11 protein-coding genes are annotated in these 24,760 nt (G+C 46.6%); 8 read left to right on the top strand and 3 right to left on the bottom strand.

Features of this window, described 5'->3' with window-relative positions; genetic code table 11:
• Positions 1–729: 729 nt before the first annotated feature.
• Entirely contained in the window at positions 730–2,382 is a 1,653-nt protein-coding gene (locus tag QMA01_RS16830) for a S8 family peptidase (protein ID WP_290215534.1), read from the bottom strand.
• Positions 2,383–2,460: 78 nt separating this feature from the next.
• Positions 2,461–3,852, bottom strand: coding sequence for an N-acetylmuramoyl-L-alanine amidase (locus QMA01_RS16825; RefSeq protein WP_290215533.1), 1,392 nt, complete (start codon positions 3,850–3,852; stop codon positions 2,461–2,463).
• Between the two features lie 427 nt (positions 3,853–4,279).
• On the opposite strand from QMA01_RS16825, the gene QMA01_RS16820 reads away from it, so the two are divergent.
• The 5 genes from QMA01_RS16820 (at position 4,280) to csaB (ending at position 11,708) form a co-directional block, all read left to right on the top strand.
• A complete protein-coding gene (locus QMA01_RS16820; RefSeq protein WP_290215532.1) occupies positions 4,280–6,253 on the top strand; it encodes an S-layer homology domain-containing protein in 1,974 nt (657 codons plus the stop codon).
• Positions 6,254–6,368: 115 nt separating this feature from the next.
• Positions 6,369–7,106: a WecB/TagA/CpsF family glycosyltransferase gene (locus QMA01_RS16815; RefSeq protein ID WP_290215531.1), complete on the top strand. Its 738-nt coding sequence runs from the start codon at positions 6,369–6,371 to the stop codon at positions 7,104–7,106.
• A complete protein-coding gene (locus QMA01_RS16810) occupies positions 7,103–8,662 on the top strand; it encodes a putative polysaccharide biosynthesis protein (protein ID WP_290215530.1) in 1,560 nt (519 codons plus the stop codon). The genes QMA01_RS16815 and QMA01_RS16810 overlap by 4 nt, the downstream gene beginning before the upstream one ends.
• 35 nt (positions 8,663–8,697) lie before the next feature.
• Entirely contained in the window at positions 8,698–10,578 is a 1,881-nt protein-coding gene (locus tag QMA01_RS16805; protein WP_422766038.1) for a DUF5693 family protein, read from the top strand.
• A complete protein-coding gene (csaB, locus tag QMA01_RS16800; protein WP_290215528.1) occupies positions 10,575–11,708 on the top strand; it encodes a polysaccharide pyruvyl transferase CsaB in 1,134 nt (377 codons plus the stop codon). The genes QMA01_RS16805 and csaB overlap by 4 nt, the downstream gene beginning before the upstream one ends.
• Positions 11,709–12,202: 494 nt before the next feature.
• Here csaB and QMA01_RS16795 read toward each other — a convergent pair whose 3' ends face one another.
• A complete protein-coding gene (locus tag QMA01_RS16795; RefSeq protein WP_290215527.1) occupies positions 12,203–13,345 on the bottom strand; it encodes an acyltransferase in 1,143 nt (380 codons plus the stop codon).
• Between the two features lie 304 nt (positions 13,346–13,649).
• Between QMA01_RS16795 and QMA01_RS16790 the strand changes: the two genes are divergently transcribed.
• The 3 genes from QMA01_RS16790 (at position 13,650) to QMA01_RS16780 (ending at position 24,665) form a co-directional block, all read left to right on the top strand.
• Positions 13,650–15,812 carry a 5'-nucleotidase C-terminal domain-containing protein gene (locus tag QMA01_RS16790; RefSeq protein ID WP_290215526.1) on the top strand — a complete coding sequence of 721 codons (2,163 nt, stop codon included), beginning with the start codon at positions 13,650–13,652 and terminating at the stop codon, positions 15,810–15,812.
• A 155-nt stretch (positions 15,813–15,967) separates the two neighbouring features.
• Positions 15,968–19,471 (top strand): DUF6359 domain-containing protein, encoded by a 3,504-nt coding sequence (locus tag QMA01_RS16785; RefSeq protein ID WP_290215525.1) that lies wholly within the window; start codon positions 15,968–15,970, stop codon positions 19,469–19,471.
• Positions 19,472–20,387: 916 nt separating this feature from the next.
• Positions 20,388–24,665, top strand: a complete 4,278-nt coding sequence (locus QMA01_RS16780; RefSeq protein WP_290215524.1) for a S8 family serine peptidase — start codon at positions 20,388–20,390, stop codon at positions 24,663–24,665.
• The last annotated feature ends 95 nt before the right edge of the window (positions 24,666–24,760 follow it).

The raw sequence follows: 24,760 nt of genomic DNA, 5'->3' as shown, positions 1-24,760 counted from the left end.
CGCCAACAAAGCGTCATGTAGAATCCACAAACATGCAGGTAAGCCGCCGTCATCCCTGTAGAGAATCGAATAGTTCATGTAAGAGCGTCGCTGGTTCATGTAGCTCTCACTAAACATCATGTAGAATCCACAAAATTTGTTTACAGAGCTATCAATAAATAAAATATGGTTTGAATCGCAGATCCCCCTCGGTTTTATCGAGGGGGTCTGCTTTTTTTTGGTAGATAAGGTTTTTGGTTAGGGGGAAGGTTTGTGTGGGAGAGGGTGATTTGGAGGTGGGTGGATGAGGGGCTGGTAAGGAAGTAAGATGTTGATGTAAGGGGAGCGATAGTTCATGTAGCGCTCACAATAGGTCGTGTAGGATCCATGAACATGCAGGTAAGCCCCCGTCATCCCTGTAGAAAAGCGACTAATTCATGTAAGAGCGTCGCTAGTTCATATAGCGCCAACAAAGCGTCATGTAGAATCCACAAACATGCAGATAAGCCACTGTTATCCCTGTAGAAAAGCGAGGTGTTCATGTAAGAGCCACGCTAGTTCATGTAGCCTCAACAAAACATCATGTAGAACTCACAAATATGCAGGTAAGCCCCCGTCATCCCTGTAGAGAAGCGAGTAGTTCATGTAAGAGCCACGCTAACTCATGTAGCCCCCGCAAAACATCCTGTAGGCCCCCGAAACCCCAAATCAAAAAGCCGAACCGGCAAACCGGTTCGGCTTTACAATCAATCACTTCAAAGCGTTGCTCATAATCTCCGCGTTTTCGGCGCGGGTGATGGGGTTTTTCGGGCGGAATGTGTTGTCTTTGTAGCCTTTGACGACATTGTTTGAATAGGCTGCTTGGATGGCGTCGTAATAATACATGGATTTGGGTACATCTTTAAAACCGGTTTGCTGTGTACCGGAAAGTTTGAATGCTTTTTGGATGATGAGTGCCATGTCGCCGCGTTTGATGGGATCGTTCGGGCGGAATGATTTGGCGCTGACCCCTTTGATGTAGCCGCGTTCATAGGCGCTATTGATATAGCCGGCTGCATAAGAATCTTTTGGGACGTCAGTGAAGCGGTGGTTTTTATTCGACTTATCGAGCTTTAACGCACGGCCGAGCATGGTTACGGCTTCAGCGCGGGTAATTGTGTCGTTCGGGCGGTATGTGCCGTCCGGGAACCCGTTGGTGAGGCCACGGTCGAAAATGCTCTTGATGGGTGCTGTGTACCAGGCGTTGAGCTTCATGTCCGGATAGAGAGCGGCTTTGGTCTGGAGCGATTGGACCAGTCCGTTGCCGAACGTATTGTCGCGGCCTTTTACTCCCAGGTCCGTCGCTGAACGTTTCACGGTTTCGCGCAATTGTTTATTTGTCAGATGCGGATAGGCTTCCATGTATTGCGCAAAGGTGCCGGCTGCGAAAGGCGCAGCGACCGACGTTCCTTCGGAAACTGCATAATCTTCCTGAGTGGTGGTTTTGGCATCGACGAAGCTGCTCAAAATGTCTTCGCCTGGCGCCACTAATTCCTGTGAAGCACCGTAATTCGAGAAGTAAGACAGCTGGTTGAGCTTGGATACCGAACCGACAGCGATGACGGATGGGAAGCGTGCAGGGAACAGGACGTCATTGAAAACGCCGGTGCGCCGCTCGTTGCCCGAAGCCGCGACTACGACAATTCCAGCATCGTATGCTTTTTTTGTAATGTCGCGCAAGACTTTGTCGTCATTGATGGTGGTCAAACTCATATTGATGATGTCGACTTTCTGGTCGATGGCCCATTGGATGCCGGCTACGACGCCTTCAAGTGTGCCGACTCCGTTGGCTGACAGGACTTTGACGGAATAAAGCTTAGCGTCGGGCGCAACGCCGACTGTGCCGATAGAATTATTCAGCGCTCCGATGACTCCGGCCACATGGGTGCCGTGTCCGTTGCTGTCTGTGTCATGGCGGGAGTTTTCAACTTTGGAGATGCCTCCAGCCACTTTCAAGTCAGGATGTTTGGCGTTGATTCCTGAGTCGATGATGGCGATTTTCACGCCTTTACCGGTGTATCCGAGCTTTGAAGCGGTATTGGCTTTGATGGCGCGGTAACCCCAGGTAGTGGTCTGTGCAGCGGCTCTGACTTCTGAATTCTCCTCTATGTATTCAATGGAAGATTCGTTGCTGGCTGACTGGATCATGCCTTCTTCGGGCAACGTGACTGACACTGCAGAAATGGAATCAAACTCCTCGTGGATTTCGGCTCCCATTTCTTCAAGCAATTTATAATCGATTTCTTCATTAAAAGAGATGATAACACGCTCTGATTCGTTTGATGTTTCGGCTGCAGCGGCGTGGGTGGCAGATAATCCGCTGAGAAGTATAGCGGATATTGCGATAGCGCTTAATTTGTTCAATAGATTTCCTCCTCTGGGCAATGTGCTTTCCATGTAGTATACAACAAAAAAACGGACTAAAAAGTCCGTTTGGGAAAATTAATTTTTTGCTTTCCAATTGTAATAATCTTCGATTCCTAAAGCAATTGCCGTAGCGGCACGATCTTTGTAAGTAGCGGTAGCTAATTTAGAAGCGTCGGATTTGTTGGTGATAAATCCTAATTCCACTAAAGCAGCTGGCAGCGGGTTCGTGCGGATGACCTGGAAGCCGTAGTTTTTAACGCCGCGGTTCTGGTGGTCCATCGCTTTATACAAGCGGTTTTGAACAAATGTCGCTAATTGCTTGCTGTCGTTGCCGACTGAAGCAGAATAGAAAGTTTCAGATCCGCTTGCTGCTGGAGTGGCTGCATTGGTATGGATGCTGAGGAAAGCATTCGATCCGCTGACAACCCCTTTATCAACACGAGCACTCAATGAATGGAACACATCGGTAGTGCGGGTCATATAGACCTTGATGCCTTTTGCTTTCAATTTCGCTTCTATGCGTTTGGAAACATCCAAGTTGATATCGGATTCGCGTAAGCCGTTGCCAACTGCGCCCGGATCGTTGCCCCCATGGCCAGGATCAAGTGTGATAAAGCGGTTGTTCGCTGAGACTGGAACTGCTTTTCCGAGATAGGCGGTACTGACGTAACCTGTCATGTTGCCGCTGATGCCGTATGCCCATGAACCGTTGTAGCCATAGACACGGAACGGTGCGCCGGCATTCAATTTTCCGATGGATGCAAAGCCGGTGCCAGCTCCTTTGCGGACGTTCAAGTTGTTGACAGTAACGTTCAAATCAGCGAACGCTACGTTTTTGTATGTAACTCTAAAGCTTGAATTCAATGCACGAGCCAGGAAAATAGCGAACTCTTCACGGATCAATTTGCTGCTCGGTGAATAGGTGCCTTTTCCAGTACCATTCGAAACACCTGCCGTAGCGATTTTATTGACTGCCGTGTACAGGCTGCCACTATTGTTGTTAGTTTTAATATCGGTAAAGTAAACATGGCCGGTCTTTTGGTAATTAAAAGCTCGGCTAAGTAAGAAGGCCATTTCGCCACGGGTCATCGTATCCTGGGGACGGAATTTCCCGTCTGAACCGCCAGTAATAATACCTTTTTCGTAAGCTGTTTGAATATAACCTGAGCTATAACGATCTGAATTGACATCTGGAAAAGAAGTTTTCCGTTTGTCGGCATCCAAATTCAAGGCACGGCCAATCAATGTAGCAGCTTGCTCGCGTGTTACAGCTTGTTTTGGACCAAACATCGTATCAGAGATGCCTTTAATGGTACCTCTATTGTATAAATACAGTATTTCCTCGTCTGAAGACGACACATCTTTAAACGGATTGCCTGCAGCGGATGCAGTATTTATACCTAGACTGGAAATCACAAGAACGGCAGCAATAAGAAACAGGGTAACTTTCGATAAAACGGTTTTCATTTAATTTTCATTTCCTCCTATTAATTCTTTCTCTATGTTAGATATATTAGCAGAAATTTATTCAAATTAATGGGTATTTTTGATAAATGAGAAAATAGTATGGTTTAAAAGTATTATTTCTGTTCGGTGATTTTCAACCTAATACTAAATGCCTATAAAGTTGATAAAGATATGAGAAATTTTAGAATATTATTGCGCAATTAAAAAAAAAGTAAAAATATGTCTTTCGTGAAGAATAGAGTTGATGATACAATTGAACCTGTTCATTGAATATTTATCCATAAATAAATGGTTAAATATAGATAATTAGCATTATAGTTTACCCGGTCAAAATGCTTTAAGGTAAGAACTGATTTATAAGGAGCAGATGAGTTGCCTTATAAATAGTAAAATATTGCCTTAATTTACAAGAGGGGGATTTATCAAGATGAGAAAATTGCTGATAGGCTTCTTGGCTATGCTTATCGTACTTTCGACTCTTTCGTCAGAGACTGCAAAAGCAGCAGATGATTTGTCGGGCCATGCATACGAAGCTGAAATGAGAGAATTAATGAAGTTAGGGATTATCCAAGGCTATAACGACGGCACGATTCGCCCTAATAAAGAAGTAACACGAGCAGAGTTCGCTAAAATGGTTGTGCAATCGTTCGAACTTGGCACACCCGTAACCAGCGCTTCTGCTGAAAACGGCGGATTTTCAGCAACGGCTGTTGCAGCTACATCAAACTTCAAGGATGTGGAGCCTGGAAAGTGGTACTTTAACCCAATCGCTGAAGCTGTAGAGGCAGGGATCATCAAAGGCTATCCGAACAATGTATTTAAGCCGAATGAATTGATCAACCGTGAACAAATGGCGACCATGGTTTCACGGGCCTTAACTGCAAAAGGCCTTGTTATTGATGTTTCAGAGACAAAAGCATTGGATTTTACGGATACTTCTACTATAAGAAATGAACATAGAGAAGGCGTTCGCATTCTTACGCATCTCGGAATCATTACAGGCAATAAAGACAATACTTTCAAACCGAAAGACAGTTCAAAAAGATGGATGGTGGCTTTGGTTATGCTGAGAGGCAGAGATGAAGTGTTCCCGCCGAAAAATCTGGAGTTTCAGGCATCAACAGTCACAGCAGACAAAACCACGGTCGTGAAGCACTTTGAGACATTTGACCAAGCAAAAGACTATGCACAAAAGAATTCAAAAGTTGAGGCCGTCGAACGCAGCAATCAAATCGTCTGGATGAAGCAGGGGATTGCTGCAACGAACGCTTTTACCGAGATTTATCCAACGGAAAAGCTAAGTGCGGATACGAAAAGCACATTCCGCCCGTACGTACCGGCAAATACCGAATTGAAATTCCTGGACGCTACAGCGACGACCGTCAAAGTGGAACTGGCCGGAAAAACCGGTTACGTCAGTTCGAAAGTGGTCCGTTTGATTCCGCAGCCGATGTTGAAAGGGCAATCTTATTATGAAGTGGACAAAGGCAACTTGGTCCATAAACTTTTCAATCATTCGACTGGAAGCTACGTATCGACGGGAATCATCGGCAAAGCGCCGAAAGAATTCGTCAGCGGCATGAAGTATTACAGCTGGGACGGCGCAACATTCACAACGTCGGCTGGAGCGAAAGTTGTGGAAAGCCATCAGTATTTCAACAAGCTTCCGCTTCATTCAGCAAGCAGCTATACAGCAGAGGAGTTGGATAAATTCCTCAAAGATAAATTCCCTTACTACAATAAAACCCAGCAAGGCAAAGTCTGGACAAGCAGTCCCCTTGTCGGTTCAGGCAAGTTCTTTAAAGAAATGGAACAGAAACACAAAATCAATGCACTTTACCTGTTGTCCCACGCTATCCATGAAAGCGGCTGGGGAACCAGCAAAATTGCACAGGACAAACGGAATCTTTTCGGCTATGGAGCAGTAGATGGAGACGCTTATAACAAGGCGTATTCTTACGCCACATTCAGAGAGTCGATTGAAGATGCAGCCAAACGGATCAATTCAGGCTATTTGTCACCGACTGGCGGCTATTACAATGGACCCGTCCTCGGCCATAAAGGCATCGGCATGAACGTACGTTATGCATCTGACGCATTCTGGGGAGAGAAAATCGCGGGGCATATGTACCGGATCGATTCGTATCTTGGCAATAAAGATTTGAATCACTACGAGCTCGGCTATACGACAACAAGCCCGTTGAATTTCCGGAAAGATGCAAGCACAAACTTTGCTTCTATTTATACGTTGAAAACAACAGGAGTTCCTGTCATTCTCAATCAGCAAGTGAAGGCTGCCAATGGTGCAATGTGGCATGAAGTCGCTTCTGAAAACAATTCCTATGCGAAGGCTTACGTACACGGCGATTACATCAAATTGCTGCCGCTCGCTCAGAAATAAAATTTACACAATCTTAACGGAAGAACCCTGTATTCAAGCGGACATAGCTTGAACACAGGGTTCTTCTTTATGTTATACTAGCCTAAGATATTTTGCCTTGAAGAGGAGATTACCGATGACTTCGAAATTTGTTCATATACTGGGAGTGCCATTCATCCACACAACCCAGACAGCTTTTATCAACACTTTGCAAAGCCATATTGAAAGACAGGAAAAAACGTTTGTCGTGACAGCCAATCCGGAAATCGTCATGCATTCCCTGGAAGACGATCAATACAAACAAACTTTAGCGAAAGCCCAATACATAACAGCAGACGGCATCGGCATCGTCAAAGCTGCCGCAATCGTCGGCGAACCGCTGCCGGAACGCGTCAGCGGCTATGATTTAATGCTTGATTTGCTCGAGGCGGCAGACAAAAACCACTCCAGCATCTTTTTCTTGGGCGCTGCAGAAGAAGTGCTGCAGGCAACCGTCAAAAAAGCGAAAGAGAATTATCCGGGCATTCGGATCGCCGGCAGCCATAACGGCTTTTTTGATTGGAACGATCATCTCCTGCCGCAGCAGATCAAGAACGCGGAGCCGGACATCGTCTTTGTAGCGCTCGGTTTCCCGAGGCAGGAACAATGGATCGGTGCGCATATCGATGAATTCGACAAAGGTGTTTTCATTGGCATCGGCGGCAGTTTTGATGTCTTTTCCGGAACCGTCAAACGTGCGCCGGAACTATGGCAGAAAATGAACCTGGAATGGTTCTACCGGTTGGTCAAGCAGCCTTCCCGTTGGAAACGCATGCTGGTGCTGCCGAAATTCGCAGCGACGGTGATCGGGCGAAAGGCTTTACGTAAAGAATGAAGAATACTTTGCTGAAAAGTACCTTAATCTTATCTATCGCAGCTTTGCTGTCTAAAATACTGGGCAGTTTATTTCGGATTCCGCTCCAGAACATCGCCGGAGATGAAGTGCTGGGAATTTTCACCTTGGTGTATCCGGTCTATATGGTCGCTTTGACCTTGTCGGTCGCCGGAATTCCCATCGCCATCTCCAAACTGATTGCGGAAGCCCGTGCAAAAGACGATCAACAGCAAATCAAGAACGTCTTTTTCACTTCCGGCATTCTTGCATTATTGTTCGGAGTTACCAGTTTCCTGATCCTCTACGGATTTTCCCATCAAATCGCTGGTGTCCTTGGAGGCGAAACGACGCGTCTTGCGCTGATCACCGTTTCCTGTACCTTGCTTGTGGCGCCTTATATGGCGGTTTACCGCGGTTATTTCCAGGGGCATCAGGACATGACGCCGACTGCGGTATCGCAGGTCATCGAACAATTCATCCGCGTCGGCCTGATCCTGCTGGTCGCCATCTATATGGTGGACCGTCTTTACAGCGACGAGCAGATTGCGGGCGGCATCATGATCGGCTCCATCATCGGAGCGATCGGTTCGTTCATTTATCTCCGTATTCTGTACAACCGTTCATCTGTCAGAGTTGTAAAAGGGCTGCCTTATAAACTGGCGGACTTCAAATCAACCGCCAAAACGATCCTGAAGATTTCCATTCCGATTTGCATCGGTGCCATTACGATGGCTTTATTGAACCTGGTGGACTCGATCACCATTCCGACCGCATTGAAAATGCACGGAGAAGCTGCGGAAGACATCAATTCGCTGTACGGAATATACGGAAGGGGCCTGGCATTGGTCCAAATCGTTACGGTTTTTGCCAGTTCTGTCATCCTGCCATTGATTCCATCCATTTCAACCAAATTGGCGCAGAACGACAAAATCGGCTCAGCTAAGCTGATCGACAACACGTTTTTCCTGACTTATTTATTATCCGTTCCAGCCGCTGTCGGTTTGGTCGTCCTGACATTGCCGATCAACTTAGGCTTGTTCACGGACCTGCAAGGCAGCACCGTACTCGCAATCGTTTCATTCAGTTCCTTGTTCACTTCGCTGACTGTCCTCGGTACAGGCGTATTGCAGGGAATCAATAAAGCGCGGCTCGGCGCTTGGATCATCATCATCGGTGTCCTCATCAAATTGGTGCTGAATCTGGTGCTGGTCAATCGTTACGGATTGGAAGGAGCTGCGGTTTCCACAGCAGCGATTTACTTGATTTTATTCGTTTTAAACGCTCTAGCCATCCGCAAATACACGGGTTTCAGCTTTTTCCCGAAAAAAACAGGCCTCATCGTCTTTGCCTCACTTGTCATGGGGGCAGCCATTTGGCTGCCAAGTTACCTATTGGATTTTGAACAGCTGACTCGACTTTCAGCTTTATTGTATGTAGGAGCGGCAGTAGCAGCCGGCGGCGTCATCTACTTTGTCTTGCTGCTGGTGACAAAAGCAGTGGACCAAAGCGTATTGCAGCGCATTCCTGTCATAAATAAATTCATCGCCAAGAAATAACGCCTGTTATCCGGGCCAACCAAGAAAAGTTAAGGGTGTGTACTTACGTGAAGAAAGTTTTAATCGGAATCCTCCTTGCGGCATTGCTATTGACCATTCCTTCAGCATTTCAGCGCATTCAAATAGAAGAATCAAATAAAAAAATCGAGACCATAGTTCCTTTCAAGCTGACCACTAACTGGCTGATCGATGATCCGTCATTGACGTTGGACGGTATCCTGTCCGACTTCAAAAATACGGGCATCCAAAGCGTCAGCCTCGAACCGGATACAATCAGCTCCTTGGAACGAAAAGGGCTGATCACCGCTGTCAGCACGTCCCGTATGCGGGAACATTTGCTGTTGACTCAGCAGGATCCACTCGAAGCGCCTTTCGATAAAACGGGATTGTTTATCCATTCGAATGGCTCGTTTGATTTTGAAGAAACCACAGCCGGTTTTTTTGAAGAGAAATTTACGTTCACTGTAAATGATGAAGCGTACACCTATATCCCGGGCGCTGCTGATAAGATCCTTTCCGTACCGGTCGGCTATGACCCGGAAGTGATTGCTTCGATACAGGAAGCAGGGCTTATGGTTGTGCCGCGTCTGGGCGACTATTCAGATGAGGAACAGACTGAGCGGATGATTGAGGAACTTCTGTCAATTAAAGAACCTGGAGTTGAAAAAATCCTGTTCAGCGGGAATTACGCTCCAGTATATTCAGATCCTGAACGCCTGAAAGAATTCGGCGAGCAGTTGAAAGAAGCCGGATACGGGCTGATGAGCATTGAATTTGCGGGCCAAAAAGGCTTGAACCAGCTGGCTTATATCAATGACTTGAACCTCGTGCGTCTCCACAGCCTGACCGTTGAAGATGGCAATATCGCGGAAAGCGCGGATAAAATTGTCCGCGCAGCAAAAGAACGCAATATGCGCGCTTTTTTCATCAACATGGATCAACCGGAATACAATCTGGCATTGACGGCATTGCAAGAGCTGCAGGCGGATGTCAATAACAACATGCCGGACAGCTTTGTGCGCGGTGAATCGCGTTCATTCGAAACGTATAGCGTACCGCTTTGGCAAACCGCCATGGCTCTGCTTGGTGCCATTGCGTTCCTGACACTGGCAGCTCAGTATGTCTTTAAAACTAACCGACTGACTTTATTGGCATTGATCGGCTCTGCACTGGCTGCTGCTATTTATCTGGTGACCGGCCAAAGCATGGTCTTGAAGGCATTCGCTTTAGCGGTTGCCGTGACGGCGCCGATCTGGGCAGTGCTTTTGAAAAAAGAACCACAGAAAAAATGGTACCTGATCCGCTCTTACGCTCAGGCGCTGTCCATTGCGGCCATCGGCATCTGGCTGATCGTTGTGTTGCTAAATGGCAATCAATACTTGCTGGGCATTGATTTGTTCAGAGGGGTATCGTTGATTTACATCATTCCAATTGCCTTTATCGCCATCTATGCGGTGTGGGGGAATATCAGAAAGCTCTTGAAAATGAACGTGATTTACTGGCATATGGCGGTCATCGCCCTTATAGCGGGGGTTATTTTGTATTACATGAGCCGGACAGGCAATGCCGGACAAGTTTCTGCGATTGAGCTGCAGGTTCGCCTGATGCTGGAGCAGCTTCTATACGTCAGACCGCGGACAAAAGAATTCCTTATTGGCTTCCCGTTGTTCATCCTGGCACTCCATATGGTGAAGAGTTACCCGAAAGCCTATTATTTCCTGCTTATTCCAGGGGTCATCGGTTTTCTGTCCTTAGTGAATACATTTACTCATCTTCATATCCCGTTATTGATTTCTTTGCTCAGAAGTGGTTATAGTATAGTTTTCGGGTTTATAATAGGACTTGTCCTGATCTGGCTATATGAAACTGTGTGGAAGAAAATGATCACTATGATAAGAATGAGGTGGCAGGCGTGAGAATAGTGTTATCTGGATATTATGGTTTTGACAATGTGGGAGACGAAGCTATTCTCTATGCCATTATCCATTCATTGAAAGAGTACTATCCAAGAATTGAAATTATCGTACTATCCAATAAGCCGGAAAAAACGGCTGAAACCTATCGTGTCAAGGCCGTCAATAGATGGAGCCTGAAAGATGTGCGCGCAGCGATCAAATCTTCCGACGGGTTGATCAGCGGAGGCGGCAGCCTGTTGCAGGACGAGACCGGCCGCAAAAGCATCCCGTATTACGCGGGTGTCATGAAAATCGCACAACAGCTGAAAAAACCGGTATTCGTCTATGCACAAGGCATGGGCCCAATCAGCAGCCGGCTCAACCAGATGATCGTCAAGCATGTGTTGAATTCAGTGAAGCTGCTGACGGTCCGCGACGAACAATCCCAACAACTGCTGGAAAAAATCGGCGTCACTGCCGATATCCGCCTGGTGCCCGATCCGGTCATGGGGCTGGAGGCGGCAAGCTTCGAAAGCATTTGGCTGCGCCAGCAGAACTTCGGAAATAAAGTCATCAGCGTCTCGGTCCGCGACTGGAACAATGAAGCGTATGCTTTCGGTGAAATCGCAAAAGGGCTCGACGAGTTGGCGGCTAAAGGATACGAAGTTGTGTTTGTTCCGATGCACGGCAAACACGATTTCAAGACTTCCCAGCAAGTCCAAGACCTAATGAAAAACAAGGCGCATATCGCACCTCATGACAGCACGATTCAAGAGAAGATGGCCATCATTAAAGAGTCGGACGTCTTGTTCGGCATGCGCCTGCACGCTCTGATTTTCGCGGCTGTCAGCTATACGCCTTTTGTCGCGTTGTCGTACGACCCGAAAATCGACTCGTTCGCCAACATCGTCAGCCAGCCGGTCCTTGGCCACGTAGAAGCCACGGATTGGAACCACGCTGACCTTGTCCAGGCAATCGAACGCATTTTCACGAACTATCCGGACGAGCTGCAGAAAATCACCCAAGCAGCCGCACCGCTCCAAAAACGTGCCAACGAAACAGCACGCACAGTCCTCGACGCCATCGAGGCACCAATCGCGAGCGCCGCACCATTGGCATACACTGAAAAAACAAAAGTAAAGAACCGTTAAATAGACATGCTGTTCTCGAGGTTGTGAAACCTTGAGGATGGCTTTTTTTGTGTGGAATTGTTTGCGTGCCTGGCACGCAAACAATTCAAGCCTTTAAATTGAGGCTGTCGCTCAGCGAACAGCCGGCATGAAGAGCATAACGTTCTGATTAGGCTTAGCTCATACACAAAAATGGATTTCTCGCTCCTTGAACCCGCCATTATGCTTCTCATCTTTCACGGAATTTCTGTAGGAAAGTAGGTACCTCCTGTAGAGAAGAAACTAGTTGAGGTAAAAGCATCGCCTTATTCCAGTAGAATCCTAACTAGATCATTTAGATCCACAAATTTATGCTACAGAATCACGATCAGCCGGGCGGCGTTCTCCGATTGCCCGGCTTAGTGTGGATACCCAATCCGAACTAGCCGCCGCGAGGTATCCTGGATGACTCCTTTCTCAAATCACTCGAAATTCAACTAAAAAAGGCATCCCTATTTATGGGATGCCTAATCGATCTATGCTTTTACTTCTTTTGTTTGTTCAGGCTTTTTAAATAAACGGTTGCCTTGACCAAAAACGATCCAACTGTACGGAACAAAGTCATAGAATAGGCGGACGATCAGCCAGCTGCTGAAGAACGTTACACCAAAAGTGATGAGTTGCCAGGAATGGAAGATCAATGGTTCGCCTCCTGGGAGCCAACGTCTCAGAAATAGTAGGAAGAACGGATGGATTAAGTACATGCCGAATGAGACAGCGCCAATTTCCGTTAAAACTCTCTTGAATTTTGGCATCTTCCATATTTCAATAAAATGAATAACAATGAAGATTACTGCAGCAGCAAAAAATGCATGAGTGCTCCAGGCGAATTCAAGCATCCGGTTACTGTAACTGCCTTGCTGTGTGCGAATCATGAACATCATCCCGACGTAGATGAAAATCATCGTGCCATAAGCGACAAAGATTCCGGCCAAAACAGGCCAGTTTTTTCGCCAATTGCGAATCCAGGCCGCAACACGTTCATAATAAACGCCGAGGAATGCCCCAAAAAAGTAAAACATAAAGTAGGACAGAGCGATTGAATTCTTTGCGGTTACCTGGAAAATCTCTGAGTTCAGGATAACCCATGTCCACTGAATGACGATCCCAAGGATAATCGCATATTTGCGGACGAACTTGAACCGTTTAAACAAATACAGCAAAATTGGAAACATCAAGTAGAATTGAACACTGACAAAAACGAAGTACAGATGGGTATGCGCTTTGCCTGTCGCTAAAGCTGCCAAAAAGCTGGAAATCAATGTAGGGAAATCTACAAATGTGTCATATAGATTCAATTTCAATACATAATAAAATACGGAGAAGACAATGTAGGGAACCAGAATATACAATAGGCGCTTCTTATAGAATTTTTGAAACAGGTTCATAGTCAACTCGCGGTGGTAGTAAGTATAAAACAAGATAAAGCTGCTTAGAAAAATAAATGTGGGGGTGCCCAACTTTCCAGCAATATTGAAAAAGTTGTATAAAGCAAAGGAAAGCGAACTCGGATCGCTTCCGCCTACACCGGTAGAAGAAGAATGGACTGCAAACACCCCAAACAACGCAAGTGCCCGTGCATATTGGACTTCATTTAAGTATTTTCTGGATAAATTCATCGTATCACCTGACCTTTTTAAATCTGAAGCTGTTGTGAGATAAGCACTTTTATTATCATAACATGTTTGTCCCTGTTGGAAGTATGTAAGCAGAATATGTATTTTGTAAATAAAGTAAAGAAATTGTTAAATTATTAGTAAAGTTCAAATTATTCTATTGTTGAAAGAAATACTGCATGATAAAATTAAGCTGAATAATTGCGCCTGTTTAAAGTAGTACATCATGCCTAACTTCGCTGACTTTAGTTAGGGAATCAGTCTGCCCATGGGGCAATTAGTCAAAAAAACTTAAGGATGGTGTCAAATGAAGGGGAAAATGTTTAAATCAGCAATTGCAGTGGCATTGACGGCAAGTGTAGTTGGGGTTCAGTCACCTGGAACAGCACAAGCAGCAGAAGGGGATTTTGAACTGACGATCATGCACACGAACGATACGCACGCAAATTTGGATAAAGTGGCGAACCGTGTCACACTGGTCAACCAGATTCGTGCAGAAAAACCGAATAATCTATTGCTGGATGCAGGGGACGTTTTTTCTGGAACATTGTACTTTAATACCTTTGAAGGGCAAGCGGATTTGCCGTTCATGAATTTGATGAAATACGACGCCATGACTTTCGGTAACCATGAATTCGATTTAGGCTCAGGCGAAGAAGGCCATAAATCTCTTGGTGAGTTTGTAGGCGGTGCCGATTTCCCATTCGTTGCAGCGAACGTAGACTTTTCAGGTGATGACATCATGGCCGGATATCAAGAAAAAGTATATACAGCTGAAGCCGAAAACGGTCAAATCTATAACGGTATCATTAAGGAAATTGACGGCGAAGAAGTCGGAGTTTTCGGTTTGACGACTGCTGAAACAACATCCATCTCAAGTCCAGGAGCAATCACTTTCTCTGATTACATTGAAGCTGCTCAAGGAGCGGTTGATGCATTTGAAGCAGAAGGCGTCAATAAAATCGTTGCTTTGACACATATCGGATTTGACGACTCTGCTGAATTCGATAACGATCAGTTGTTGGCTGCTGCAGTTGAAGGCATCGATGTCATCGTTGGCGGTCACACGCATGTTAAGTTGGAGAAACCGTTCGTATTCGAAGGAAACACAGATCCGACAGTTATCGTACAAGCAAATGAATACAATAAATTCCTTGGCCAATTGGATCTAACGTTTAATGAAGAAGGTGTGATCACTTCACATACTGGCAAATTGCATGATGTCGGCGCTGAAGGAATCGTTGCAGATCCAGAAGCGGCTGAGCTTCTCAAAGATTACTCTGCAGAAGTGGAAGAAGTGAAAAACGAGTCAACAGGTGCTACGGCTGAAGTCTTCCTTAACGGTGGACGCAACGAAGGCGGCGTGCGTGCTTCTGAAACCAATCTGGGCAACTTGATTACAGACGGCATGCTTGCCACAGCCAAAACGATTGATCCAAATACAGTGATCGCTGTCCAAAACGGCGGCGGGATCCGTGCATCCATCGAACAAGGCGATATCACAGTAGGTGAAGTATTGACGACGATGCCATTCGGCAACGCTTTGGCGATCATGAACTTAAAAGGTTCAGAATTGAAAACAGCACTTGAGCACAGTGTCCGTTTGTTCCCGGCTGAAAATGGCGGATTCTTGCACGTGGCAGGACTCGAATTCTCATTTGATCCGGCAAAAGCAGCAGGATCACGTGTTACTTCAGTGAATGTGGTCAACGGCAATGTCAAAACACCACTTGATTTGAACAAATCATACAAAGTGGCAACCAACACGTTCACAGCTAAAGGCGGAGACGGCTTTGAATCATTCGGCGCAGCTTATAAAGCCGGCCGTGTCAGCGAGCCAGGAAACATCGATTATCAAATGTTCATCGACTACATTGCCGGTTTGAAAACAGTTGAACCAAAACTTGAAAACCGCATCAGTCCAGTAATTCCTTATACGGATGTTAATATGGAAAACTGGTCAGCTCCATACATCACCGATGTTTATAACCGAAAACTTATGACTGGTAAATCAGATACATCGTTTGCACCTCAAGAAACGTTGCCTCGTTGGCAGGCTGTACTTATCTTGAATCGCATGTTGGGCATAGAAATTGAAAATGCACCGGCTTCACCGTTTACGGATACGAAAAATCTTCCGGGAACTTTAGCGAAACAAATAGATGCAGCATATGCAGCAGGCATAATCAACGGTGTCAGTGAAACGAAATTCAATCCAAGAGCAAACATCTCACGTGCTCATTTTGCTTTGATTTTAAAGCGTGTCTATGAAAATGTAAATGGCGAATACAAAGTGACTGATTTTGCGGATTACAGCGATTACGGCAAATACGATAAAGAAGCAATTACAATGTTGGATAAGCTGGGAATCGTTGAAGGCTATAATGGCAAATTCAGACCTGGTGCATTCACTTCTCGTGCAGAAACAGCAAAAATGATTTCGATTTTTGCTCCTTATGTACAAAAATAAAAAACAATAATGGCATCTTTGCTGCCGGCGATACCTGCAGCAAAGCTGTTTTTTTATGAATGTATGGATAAAGTTAAGAAAAATTCTATTTCTATTTATATTCCGCAATAGTTTACACATACAGCGTAATCGAAGTGATATTTCATTGATTAGGAGTGAAGAACTTGTCCAAGCATGCAGTCAGTAAGATTTTTCTAAGCCTCATTTTGGCTTTATCGGCAATGCTGCCCTATATGGCGGTTACAGCAGACGCGGCAGAGCCGATTACGGTTGCTGAAGCGATTGCCAATAATTCCGGCGCGGCCACAGTAAAAGGCTTTATCGTGGGTGTCGCGGTTAGTGGAACAAATTATGATCAGGAAGCACCGTTCACAGCCGCTACCAATGTAGGGCTGGCCGATTCTCCGGATGAAACCGATCCGGCAAAAATCCTTCCGGTTCAATTGCCGACAGGGGCAACACGTGCTGGAGTGAATTTGGTCGACAATCCGGCTAACTTTAAAGCTGAAGTTACGATTACAGGAACGTTGGGTGCCTATTTCCAAGTGCCAGGACTTCGCTCGGCTTCCGCTTTCACCATTCTATCCGAAGGTGAAGCACCACCTGAAGCAACTGTCGTCGCTTCATTGGCAGAAGCACGCACGATGCCAGGCCAACTGATCCAAGTTGAAGCTACAGTCACAACAGGGACAGGATTCTGGGGCGGGAATGCCTTTTACGTTCAAGACGATACGGCTGGACTGTATGTCTACACATCAAGTGCAACCGTTGCACCGGGGGACACGGTCCGTTTGACGGGCACAGTTTCTGAATACAGCGGCGAACTTCAATTGCAGCCGAACACAGTGGAAGTTCTTTCTTCCAACAACGAACTGCCTGCGGTTCAAACCGTTGCGCCAACTGGTGTCAATGAAGAGACGCAAGGCGAGCGCATCGAACTGCAGAACGTTGCGATTACGGGCCTTAAATCTGTGAACGATTTCGGTACGTTTGAGTTTTCGGCGATTGCTGAAAACGGCGAAGCGGTCACAATCCGCAACGACAACCGCAACGGATTCACTTTCGAGCAATTTACGAAACAATACAAAGAAGGCGATTTGATTCATGTAAACGGAATCGCTTCGAAATTCAACGACTCTTACCAAGTGAAAACGCTTGGCTTTGACAGTTTTGAACTTGTCAATAAACCGGCTGTTTATGCCGATACATTCCCAGGTGTCGTTTCAGAAGGCACGAAAATCACTTTGGCATCCGGATGGGAAGATGCAACAATCCATTACACGCTTGACGGCTCGACACCGACTGCTGCAAGCACTGAATACACAGCACCAATCGAACTGACTAAAGATACAGCAATCAAAGCAATCGCAATTGCTGACGAAACGTCAGAGATTTTCACGTTCGAATACACCGTCCTGAAAACAGGGGACTTGAAAATCCGTGATATCCAAGGCGAAGGCCATTACTCGAATTACCAAGGAGTCGCTGTCAATGAAATCGTTGGCGTCGTGACGCATCTCTACAACTCTGCAAACTTCGTCATCCAAGACACCAACCCGGATGAAGATTTGACGACTTCAGAAGCCATCATGGTCAACAAAGCTTCAAACGGCCTGAATGTCGGTGACGTGGTCACAATCAGCGGAACCGTGGAAGAACATTTCCAGGAAGGCTATTCCGACATGAAAGTCAATGACCTGCCGATCACGCGCATCCGTGCAACGGACGCAGTGAAGACAGGAACTGCGCCACTTCCTGAACCGATTCTTATCGGTAAAGACGTATTCCCGCCAACTAAGATTATCGACAATGACGGATTGACTGAGTTTAATCCAGAAGAAGATGGCATTGATTTCTGGGAATCGCTTGAACTTATGCGCGTTGGCGTAGCTGATGCACAAATCGTCGGACCGCAGAGCTACGGCGAAGTGATTGTCGTTTCCAAAAATGCGACCAATAACGACTTCCATAAACAAGGCGGCGTGTTGATTGCAGAAGACGATTACAACCCGGAACGCATTGCTTTCGACATCGATAATGAAAACTATATCGCGAAGTCCGGTGATTCATTTGCCGGAACTCCTGTAGGCGTCCTTGGTTTCGGCTTCGGGAACTACAAAATCTGGGCTAAAGAAAGCAACCTTACCGAACTTGTAGACGGCGGGACGAAGCCGGAACAAACATGGATTTCTAAAGAAGAAGATGAACTGACAGTGGCGGCTTATAACGTAGAGAACTTCTCTGCAGATCCGAACCACACGTCCAACGCGAAAGCGCAGCGCATCGCAGAGTCGTTCGTCAAAGACCTGAACTCCCCGGACATCATCGTCATGGTGGAAGTACAGGACAACGACGGCCCGATTACTTCAGGGAACAGTGACGCAACGGCAAGCTACGAGCGCCTGATCAACGGCATCAAAGCTGCAGGCGGTCCGACTTATGCCTGGACGGACATTGCGCCTGAATACAATACAGACGGCGGAGAGCCAGGCGGAAATATCCGCGTCGGCTATTTGTACAACCCTGAACGCGTCACCCTTTCGGAAGGAACAAAAGGCACAGCAACGGAAGACAATTCATGGATTGACGGCGAATTGGCCTTGAATCCGGGACGCGTTCAGCCAATCGCTATGCCGAACACACGCAAACCGATCGCTGCACAATTCGAATTCCAAGGTGAACAAGTTGTCGTGATCGGCGCCCACCTGAACTCAAAAGGTGGAGACCAACCGTTATTCGGCAAGAACCAACCGCCATTCCTGGGCTCGGTCGATGAGCGCATCGAATTGGCAACAGCCATCAACGGCTTTATTGAAGAAGGACTTGCACAAGATCCGGACCTTAACGTCATCGTTGCAGGCGACATGAACGATTTCGAATTCACACCGGCACTTGCGGCATTGAAAGGCGATATTTTAACGAATAAAGTCGAAGATGTGCCACTGGAAGACCGTTATTCGTATTACTATCAAGGGAATTCACAAGTGCTTGACCACCTCTTGGTGACAAACAACATGGCAGAACGTACGGAACTGGACATGGTCCACATCAACTCCATGTTCATGGAACAGCATGGCCGCGCATCGGATCACGATCCATTGCTTGCGCAAATCGCATTTGAAAAGGAACAAGTTCCGGGTGAACAACAAGCCGACCCTGATTTCACTGGAGAGCAGGCAGTCATCACTGCAGGCGAACCGGATGAAAGCGGAGAATTGGCGATTGCCTTCACGGAAGGAACAGTTGCAGAACTGCTGGAAAGCGGAAAAGACTTGCTGATCGACATGCCGACAGCCGATTTGACACTATCAGCAGAAAATCTTCAGCAACTGGCAAAAGCAGCAGGAGACGGATTTGTACTGGATGTGGCAGTTGATGACGCAACAGAAGTCGACAAACGCCCAACCTTAACAAACCAAATCGACTTGTCACTCACTGACGCAGCAGGCAACAACTTGCCTGTGAAATTCACGTCACCGGTAACACTGGCATTCGACACCACAAGCGACATCAAAGTCCAGTTCGGCGCACGTGAAGACAACAAAGGCAAATGGAAAATCATCCAAGGCCAACTCGACGGCAACACATTCACACTCAGCGTCAACGAGCTGGGGAACTACACCGTCGTCACCAACAAAGGCCAAGCCAAGAAGAAGTAGACTCCATATGTACAGCCAAACCCATGCAATCGGGTTTGGCTTTTTTTATGTGTTTAAATTGTGAGCGTTCCTGTAATTGTGTGTTTGCCTGGCACACACACAATTCAATAAGGCGCTTCGACGATTCTGGAGGGAACTCCCGTCATAAGCCGGACAGCGCTCCGCTTGGTGTGGGGGAGATACATATTTCTATTTTTGTTTGAAATAGATAGGGAGTGTGGGGTTCTCGAAATGCTCGGCAGCGATGGTGCACGCGCCTTCGCTTGAGATTAAAGAGGTTACATATGGATTTTGTCGATGTACAGGATGAGTTTGGGGTTCTATATGAGCTATTTGGGGTTCTACCGTACAAAGGCGATGCCTCTACCTTCACTAGTTGCTTCTCTACATGATGTTTCTACTTTTCTACATGAATTCCGTAGAAATGAGATGGGACATGCTCAATGGGTAAGAAATCCGTCGCTGTGTGTGAGTTATACTTTTTAAACAAGTGAAGCATGAGTAAAGATGCGGATTGTGCAGATAAAGGAGCAATGAGATCAGGTAGGGAGATGACATATTCAAGTAGCCGCTCCGAAAGTGAAGGTAGAAACACAATTTGTTTATATAGAAGAAATCCATCACTCACTACAAACCATAAACAACGATCGCTCCACTGAATTGTGTGCGTGCCAGGCACGCACACAATTCACCAGGCACGCAAACAATTTAAATTCCATCTCAAAAAATATTTTTTTAATTCGAGAAACTAAATAATATCAAGCTATATCTAGCAAATTCCTCTTAAATCAGCCTCTTTAACATGAAATAAACCCCATTTAATATTTGCAACATTGAAAAATTATGGTAAATTTAAGTTGTTGTGCAATTGTAAAGATTCTCTACAATTGCGAATCAGAACAAAGGGGGAAATACATTGACGAAGCTCAAACCGTTTTTATTGCTGGCGATGGTCTTTATGATGACATTCAGCTCAGCTGTCTTTGGCCTGACCGGGGTCTCAGCTGCTGCGAATTCATCGAACGTACCTAGTACAGAGTCGAAAAAAGGGGAATTGAACATCCCTGAAAAATTCGTGAATCCGGAAGACCCGGATAAAAAAGTACGTGTGATCATCGAGCTTGATAAAGCACCGGCGATTGAAAGCGCTACTGAAAAGGGCGTTTTATACAAAAATCTTCCTGACAAACAAAAAGAGACATTGGAAGCAGCAGTTGTGACGGGCCAGGAATCCGTGCAAGTATCGATTGCTTCCGTATCTCCGCGCATTACATATCTTGAAAACTTCACTACGGTATTCAACGGATTCTCCGCAGAAGTTGAAGCGGGCGAAGTTGGAGACATTGCGAACTTGAGCGGCGTCAAATCAGTCTACGAAGCGACTGAATACCAGCGCCCTGAAGTTCAACCGGAAATGAAATACTCGAAAGAATTGGTCCAGGCTCAACAAGCATGGAAAGATTACGGCTACAAAGGCGAAGGCCTGGTTGTAGGTGTCATTGATACAGGAATCGACCCTAGCCACAAAGACATGGTGTTGACAGACAACAAAACAGGCGACATCACAAAATCCGATGTAGCTGCCTTATTGGCTGACAAATCCATCGATAAAGGTAAATTCTTCACAGCTAAAGTGCCTTTCGGCTACAACTATATGGATGGCAACAACGAAATCCTTGACCTTGGACCGGAAGCTTCTATGCACGGCATGCACGTTGCTGGAACAGTAGGGGCGAACGGCAATGAAGAAAATGGCGGCATCAAAGGCGTTGCACCGGAAGCGCAATTATTGGCGCTGAAAGTATTCGGCAACGATCCGCTTTACCCGTCGACTTATGGCGACATCTACATCAAAGCGATCGATGATTCGATCAAACTGGGTGCAGACGTCATAAATATGTCCCTTGGTTCCACTGCAGGATTTGTGGATTCCTCAAACCCGGAACAAAAAGCAGTTGAAAGAGCGACAAACAATGGCATCCTGGTTTCCATTTCAGCAGGAAACTCCGATATGTTCGGTTCGGGCTATGCTGCCCCCCGCGCCGATAACCAGGATTACGGTTTGACAGGATCACCAAGCACATCAATCGATTCATTTGGTGTGGCATCTTTCGAAAATGACAAAATCACTGCGAAAAGCTTTAATTACCAAGTAGACGGGACGCAAACCGGCCAAGCCATCTATACGCTAGCCAATGACGCTGACCCGGAAAACTTGCCGAATCCCAATTACGAAGTGGTGGATGTCGGACTTGGAAAACCAGCTGAATACACTGGCAAGAACGTTGCCGGCAAATTTGCGTTGGTTTCACGCGGCGAAATCGGTTTTGTTGAAAAGGGCTTGGCTGCACAGGCAGCTGGCGCGATCGGCGTCATCGTCTATAACAACGCAACCGGCACCATCAGCATGGCGTCAGATCCGGCTATCAAAATTCCGTACATGTCCGCTTTACAAGCAGACGGTCTGGCAATGAAAGCACAATTGGATGCAGGCAAAAAAGTGACTGTATCTTTTGATGGCGACTATCTTGATATTCAAAACCCGAGTGCTGGTGAAATGAGTGACTTCACTTCTTGGGGCCCGACACCGAACCTGGATTTCAAACCTGAAATCACAGCTCCGGGCGGCAACATCTTCTCGACCTTGAACAACGATGAATACGGCTTGATGAGCGGAACGTCTATGGCGGCTCCTCACGTTTCAGGTGGTACGGCGTTGATGTTCCAGCGCATTGAAGAGCTTGGCTTAAAAGGGCGTGAGCGCGTTCAATTCGCTAAAAACCTGATGATGAACACAGCAGATCCGGTTGAATTCGCAAAAGGCGAATTTGTCTCTCCACGCCGCCAAGGTGCTGGCTTGATGCAGTTGCATGACGCGCTTTCAACAGACGTGATGCTGACGAATAAAGCGACAGGCGACGCAAAAGTGGCGCTGAAAGAAATCGTCGGCGATAAATTCACCTTCACATTGCAAGCTGAAAACTTCTCTAAAGAAGCAGCGAACTACAACGTGGATGTAAACGTCCAAACGGATAAATCAGAAAAAGAAGTAGTAGCAGGAAAAGCAACAGACACGGATATCACCAATCCGAACGTCCGTGGTTCAGCGGTCGTAACAGACAAAGTGGCCGTCACGGCTCCTGAAACAATCACGGTTCCGGCAAACGGAACAAAAGAAATCAAAGTAACAGTCGATGTTTCTGCACTTAAAGGAACACCTGAATACGCAGCGTTCAAAAACGGTTTCTTCGTGGACGGGTTTGTCACGTTGACCGACACCAATGAAGCTGTAACTGGCAACACGGAATTGGTCGTTCCTTACTACGGCTTTAACGGCGGATGGGACGATGCCAGCATCTTCGACGAATTTGCATGGGATGCCGATTCTTACTACGGCATTACACTATTGGCGGATGACGAAGGAAATGATATCACAGGCGGCACACATGCCGGCAAATACGTTCCTGAACGTTTCGCATTTTCACCGAATGACGACGGTTTGCAGGACATGGCAGTACCCGTCTACTCATTGATCCGCAACGCCAAAGAATTTGAAGTAAACGTTCTGGATGCAGCGGGCAAGAAATTGCGCACGATCCGTACCGCTTCAAGTTTGACTAAGCATTACTCAGCAACGGAGCCTTACACATTCAACCCGCTTAACGGCTGGGACGGAATGATCGACGGCAAACCGGCGAAAGACGGAAAGTACCAGATCCAGCTTCGCGCAGTCATTGATTACCCGAATGCACAATGGCAGTCGATCAGTTTCCCGATTATCGTGGATACGGTAGCTCCGGAAGCGGCAGCCAAGTATGACGCACAAACCAAAACAGTGACCGTAACGAAATTTGCGGATAACGCATCAGGCGCTGGCGCAGACCGTTGGGAAGTATTCGTCAACGGCAAAGAAGTCACGGAAAACGCGGCTACGCCAGCCAACGAATCATTAGCGCCAACAACCACTTCATACAAAGTGGAAGCACCTGTTAAAACAGGAGACAAAGTAACAGCGGTTTTCTATGACATCGCTGGCAATAAAAAAGAAGTGAACCTGACAGCAGGTTCGAAAAATGAAACAACAGCACCAGTCATTTTCTTCACTTCACCGGAAACACTGGAAACGTACGATACGAAAGAAGTGGTTGTCGCTGGCCGTGTAGAAGACGATTCGAAAATCGTTTCCTTGACAGTCAATGGCGTCAAAGCGAAAGAATTTGACGGCACCAACTTCAAACACACGGTTTCATTGAAAGACGGCTCTCAGTACGTAACGGTCAAAGCAGTGGATGAGTTCGGCAATGAAATGGAGCTTCGCCGCCAGATCCTGGTGGATACAACTCCGGCTGCCATTTCAATCGTCAACGCACCGAAAACGGTAGGTGCCAATGTAACTGAAGCGGAAGTAACATTGAAAATCAAAGACAATATGGATGAAATCTACGCTTACGTAAACGGCAGCGAAGTCTTCAAACAAGACATGTCCGAGCCATACGGCAAAGCAAGTTTCAACAAAGACATCAAAGTCAAAGTGCCAGTCAAGAAAATCGGTGCCAACCAATACGAAGTGACAGTTACAGATGCAGGTGGACACGTCACTGAAAAGACATTCACCATCACGAAAGCATCGAAAGTGACGTTCACAGACATCAAATCGCATTGGGCGAAAATCCAAATCGAAGCACTCGCTTCACAAGGCATCATCAAAGGCAAGACCGATACCACGTTTGCACCAAAAGCGGAACTGACACGTGCAGAATTCGCAGCGCTATTGGCACGTACACTTGAATTGCCGCTGAAAGACTACGAAGGCAAATTCAAAGACGCAGGCCCAGGCAAAACATGGGCATCCAAAGAAATCGAAGCCGCAGCTCGCGCGGGCATCGTTCAAGGATTGCCAGGCAACAAGTTCGACCCGAAAGCACCGATTTCCCGCCAGGACACAGCCGTCATGATCATGCGCGCTGTGAAATACCAGGAAGCATCCCTGCTTGAAGGCTTGAACACGAAACACAAATTCGCAGACAGCGCGAAAATCTCTAAATACGCAGCTGAAGCTGTATCACAAGCATATGCACTAGAACTTATCACAGGTCGCCAAGGCAACGTCTTCGATCCACAAGCAAAAATCACACGAGCAGAAACAGCAGTAGTCCTTTACCGCTCACTCGAAAAGATGGAGCTTCTGGATTAACAGAATCGCAACAAAAACAGGCAAGCAATCAGCGTTTTGATTGCTTGTTTTTTTGTATGCCGAATTGTTTGTGTTTTGTGTGGGGGGGGGGGGGG

It is taken from the genome of Planococcus notacanthi, from assembly GCF_030407825.1.
In the GTDB taxonomy this organism is placed as follows: domain Bacteria; phylum Bacillota; class Bacilli; order Bacillales_A; family Planococcaceae; genus Planococcus; species Planococcus notacanthi.
This window is presented reverse-complemented; position numbering and strand designations above follow the sequence as displayed.

What these genes read in the sequence shown, in the direction of transcription:
- QMA01_RS16825 (WP_290215533.1), bottom strand. Translation starts at nt 3,852, where the DNA reads ATGAAAACCGTTTTATCGAAAGTTACCCTGTTTCTTATTGCTGCCGTT.
- QMA01_RS16820 (WP_290215532.1), top strand. Translation starts at nt 4,280, where the DNA reads ATGAGAAAATTGCTGATAGGCTTCTTGGCTATGCTTATCGTACTTTCG.
- QMA01_RS16815 (WP_290215531.1), top strand. Translation starts at nt 6,369, where the DNA reads ATGACTTCGAAATTTGTTCATATACTGGGAGTGCCATTCATCCACACA.
- QMA01_RS16810 (WP_290215530.1), top strand. Translation starts at nt 7,103, where the DNA reads ATGAAGAATACTTTGCTGAAAAGTACCTTAATCTTATCTATCGCAGCT.
- QMA01_RS16795 (WP_290215527.1), bottom strand. Translation starts at nt 13,345, where the DNA reads ATGAATTTATCCAGAAAATACTTAAATGAAGTCCAATATGCACGGGCA.
- QMA01_RS16790 (WP_290215526.1), top strand. Translation starts at nt 13,650, where the DNA reads ATGAAGGGGAAAATGTTTAAATCAGCAATTGCAGTGGCATTGACGGCA.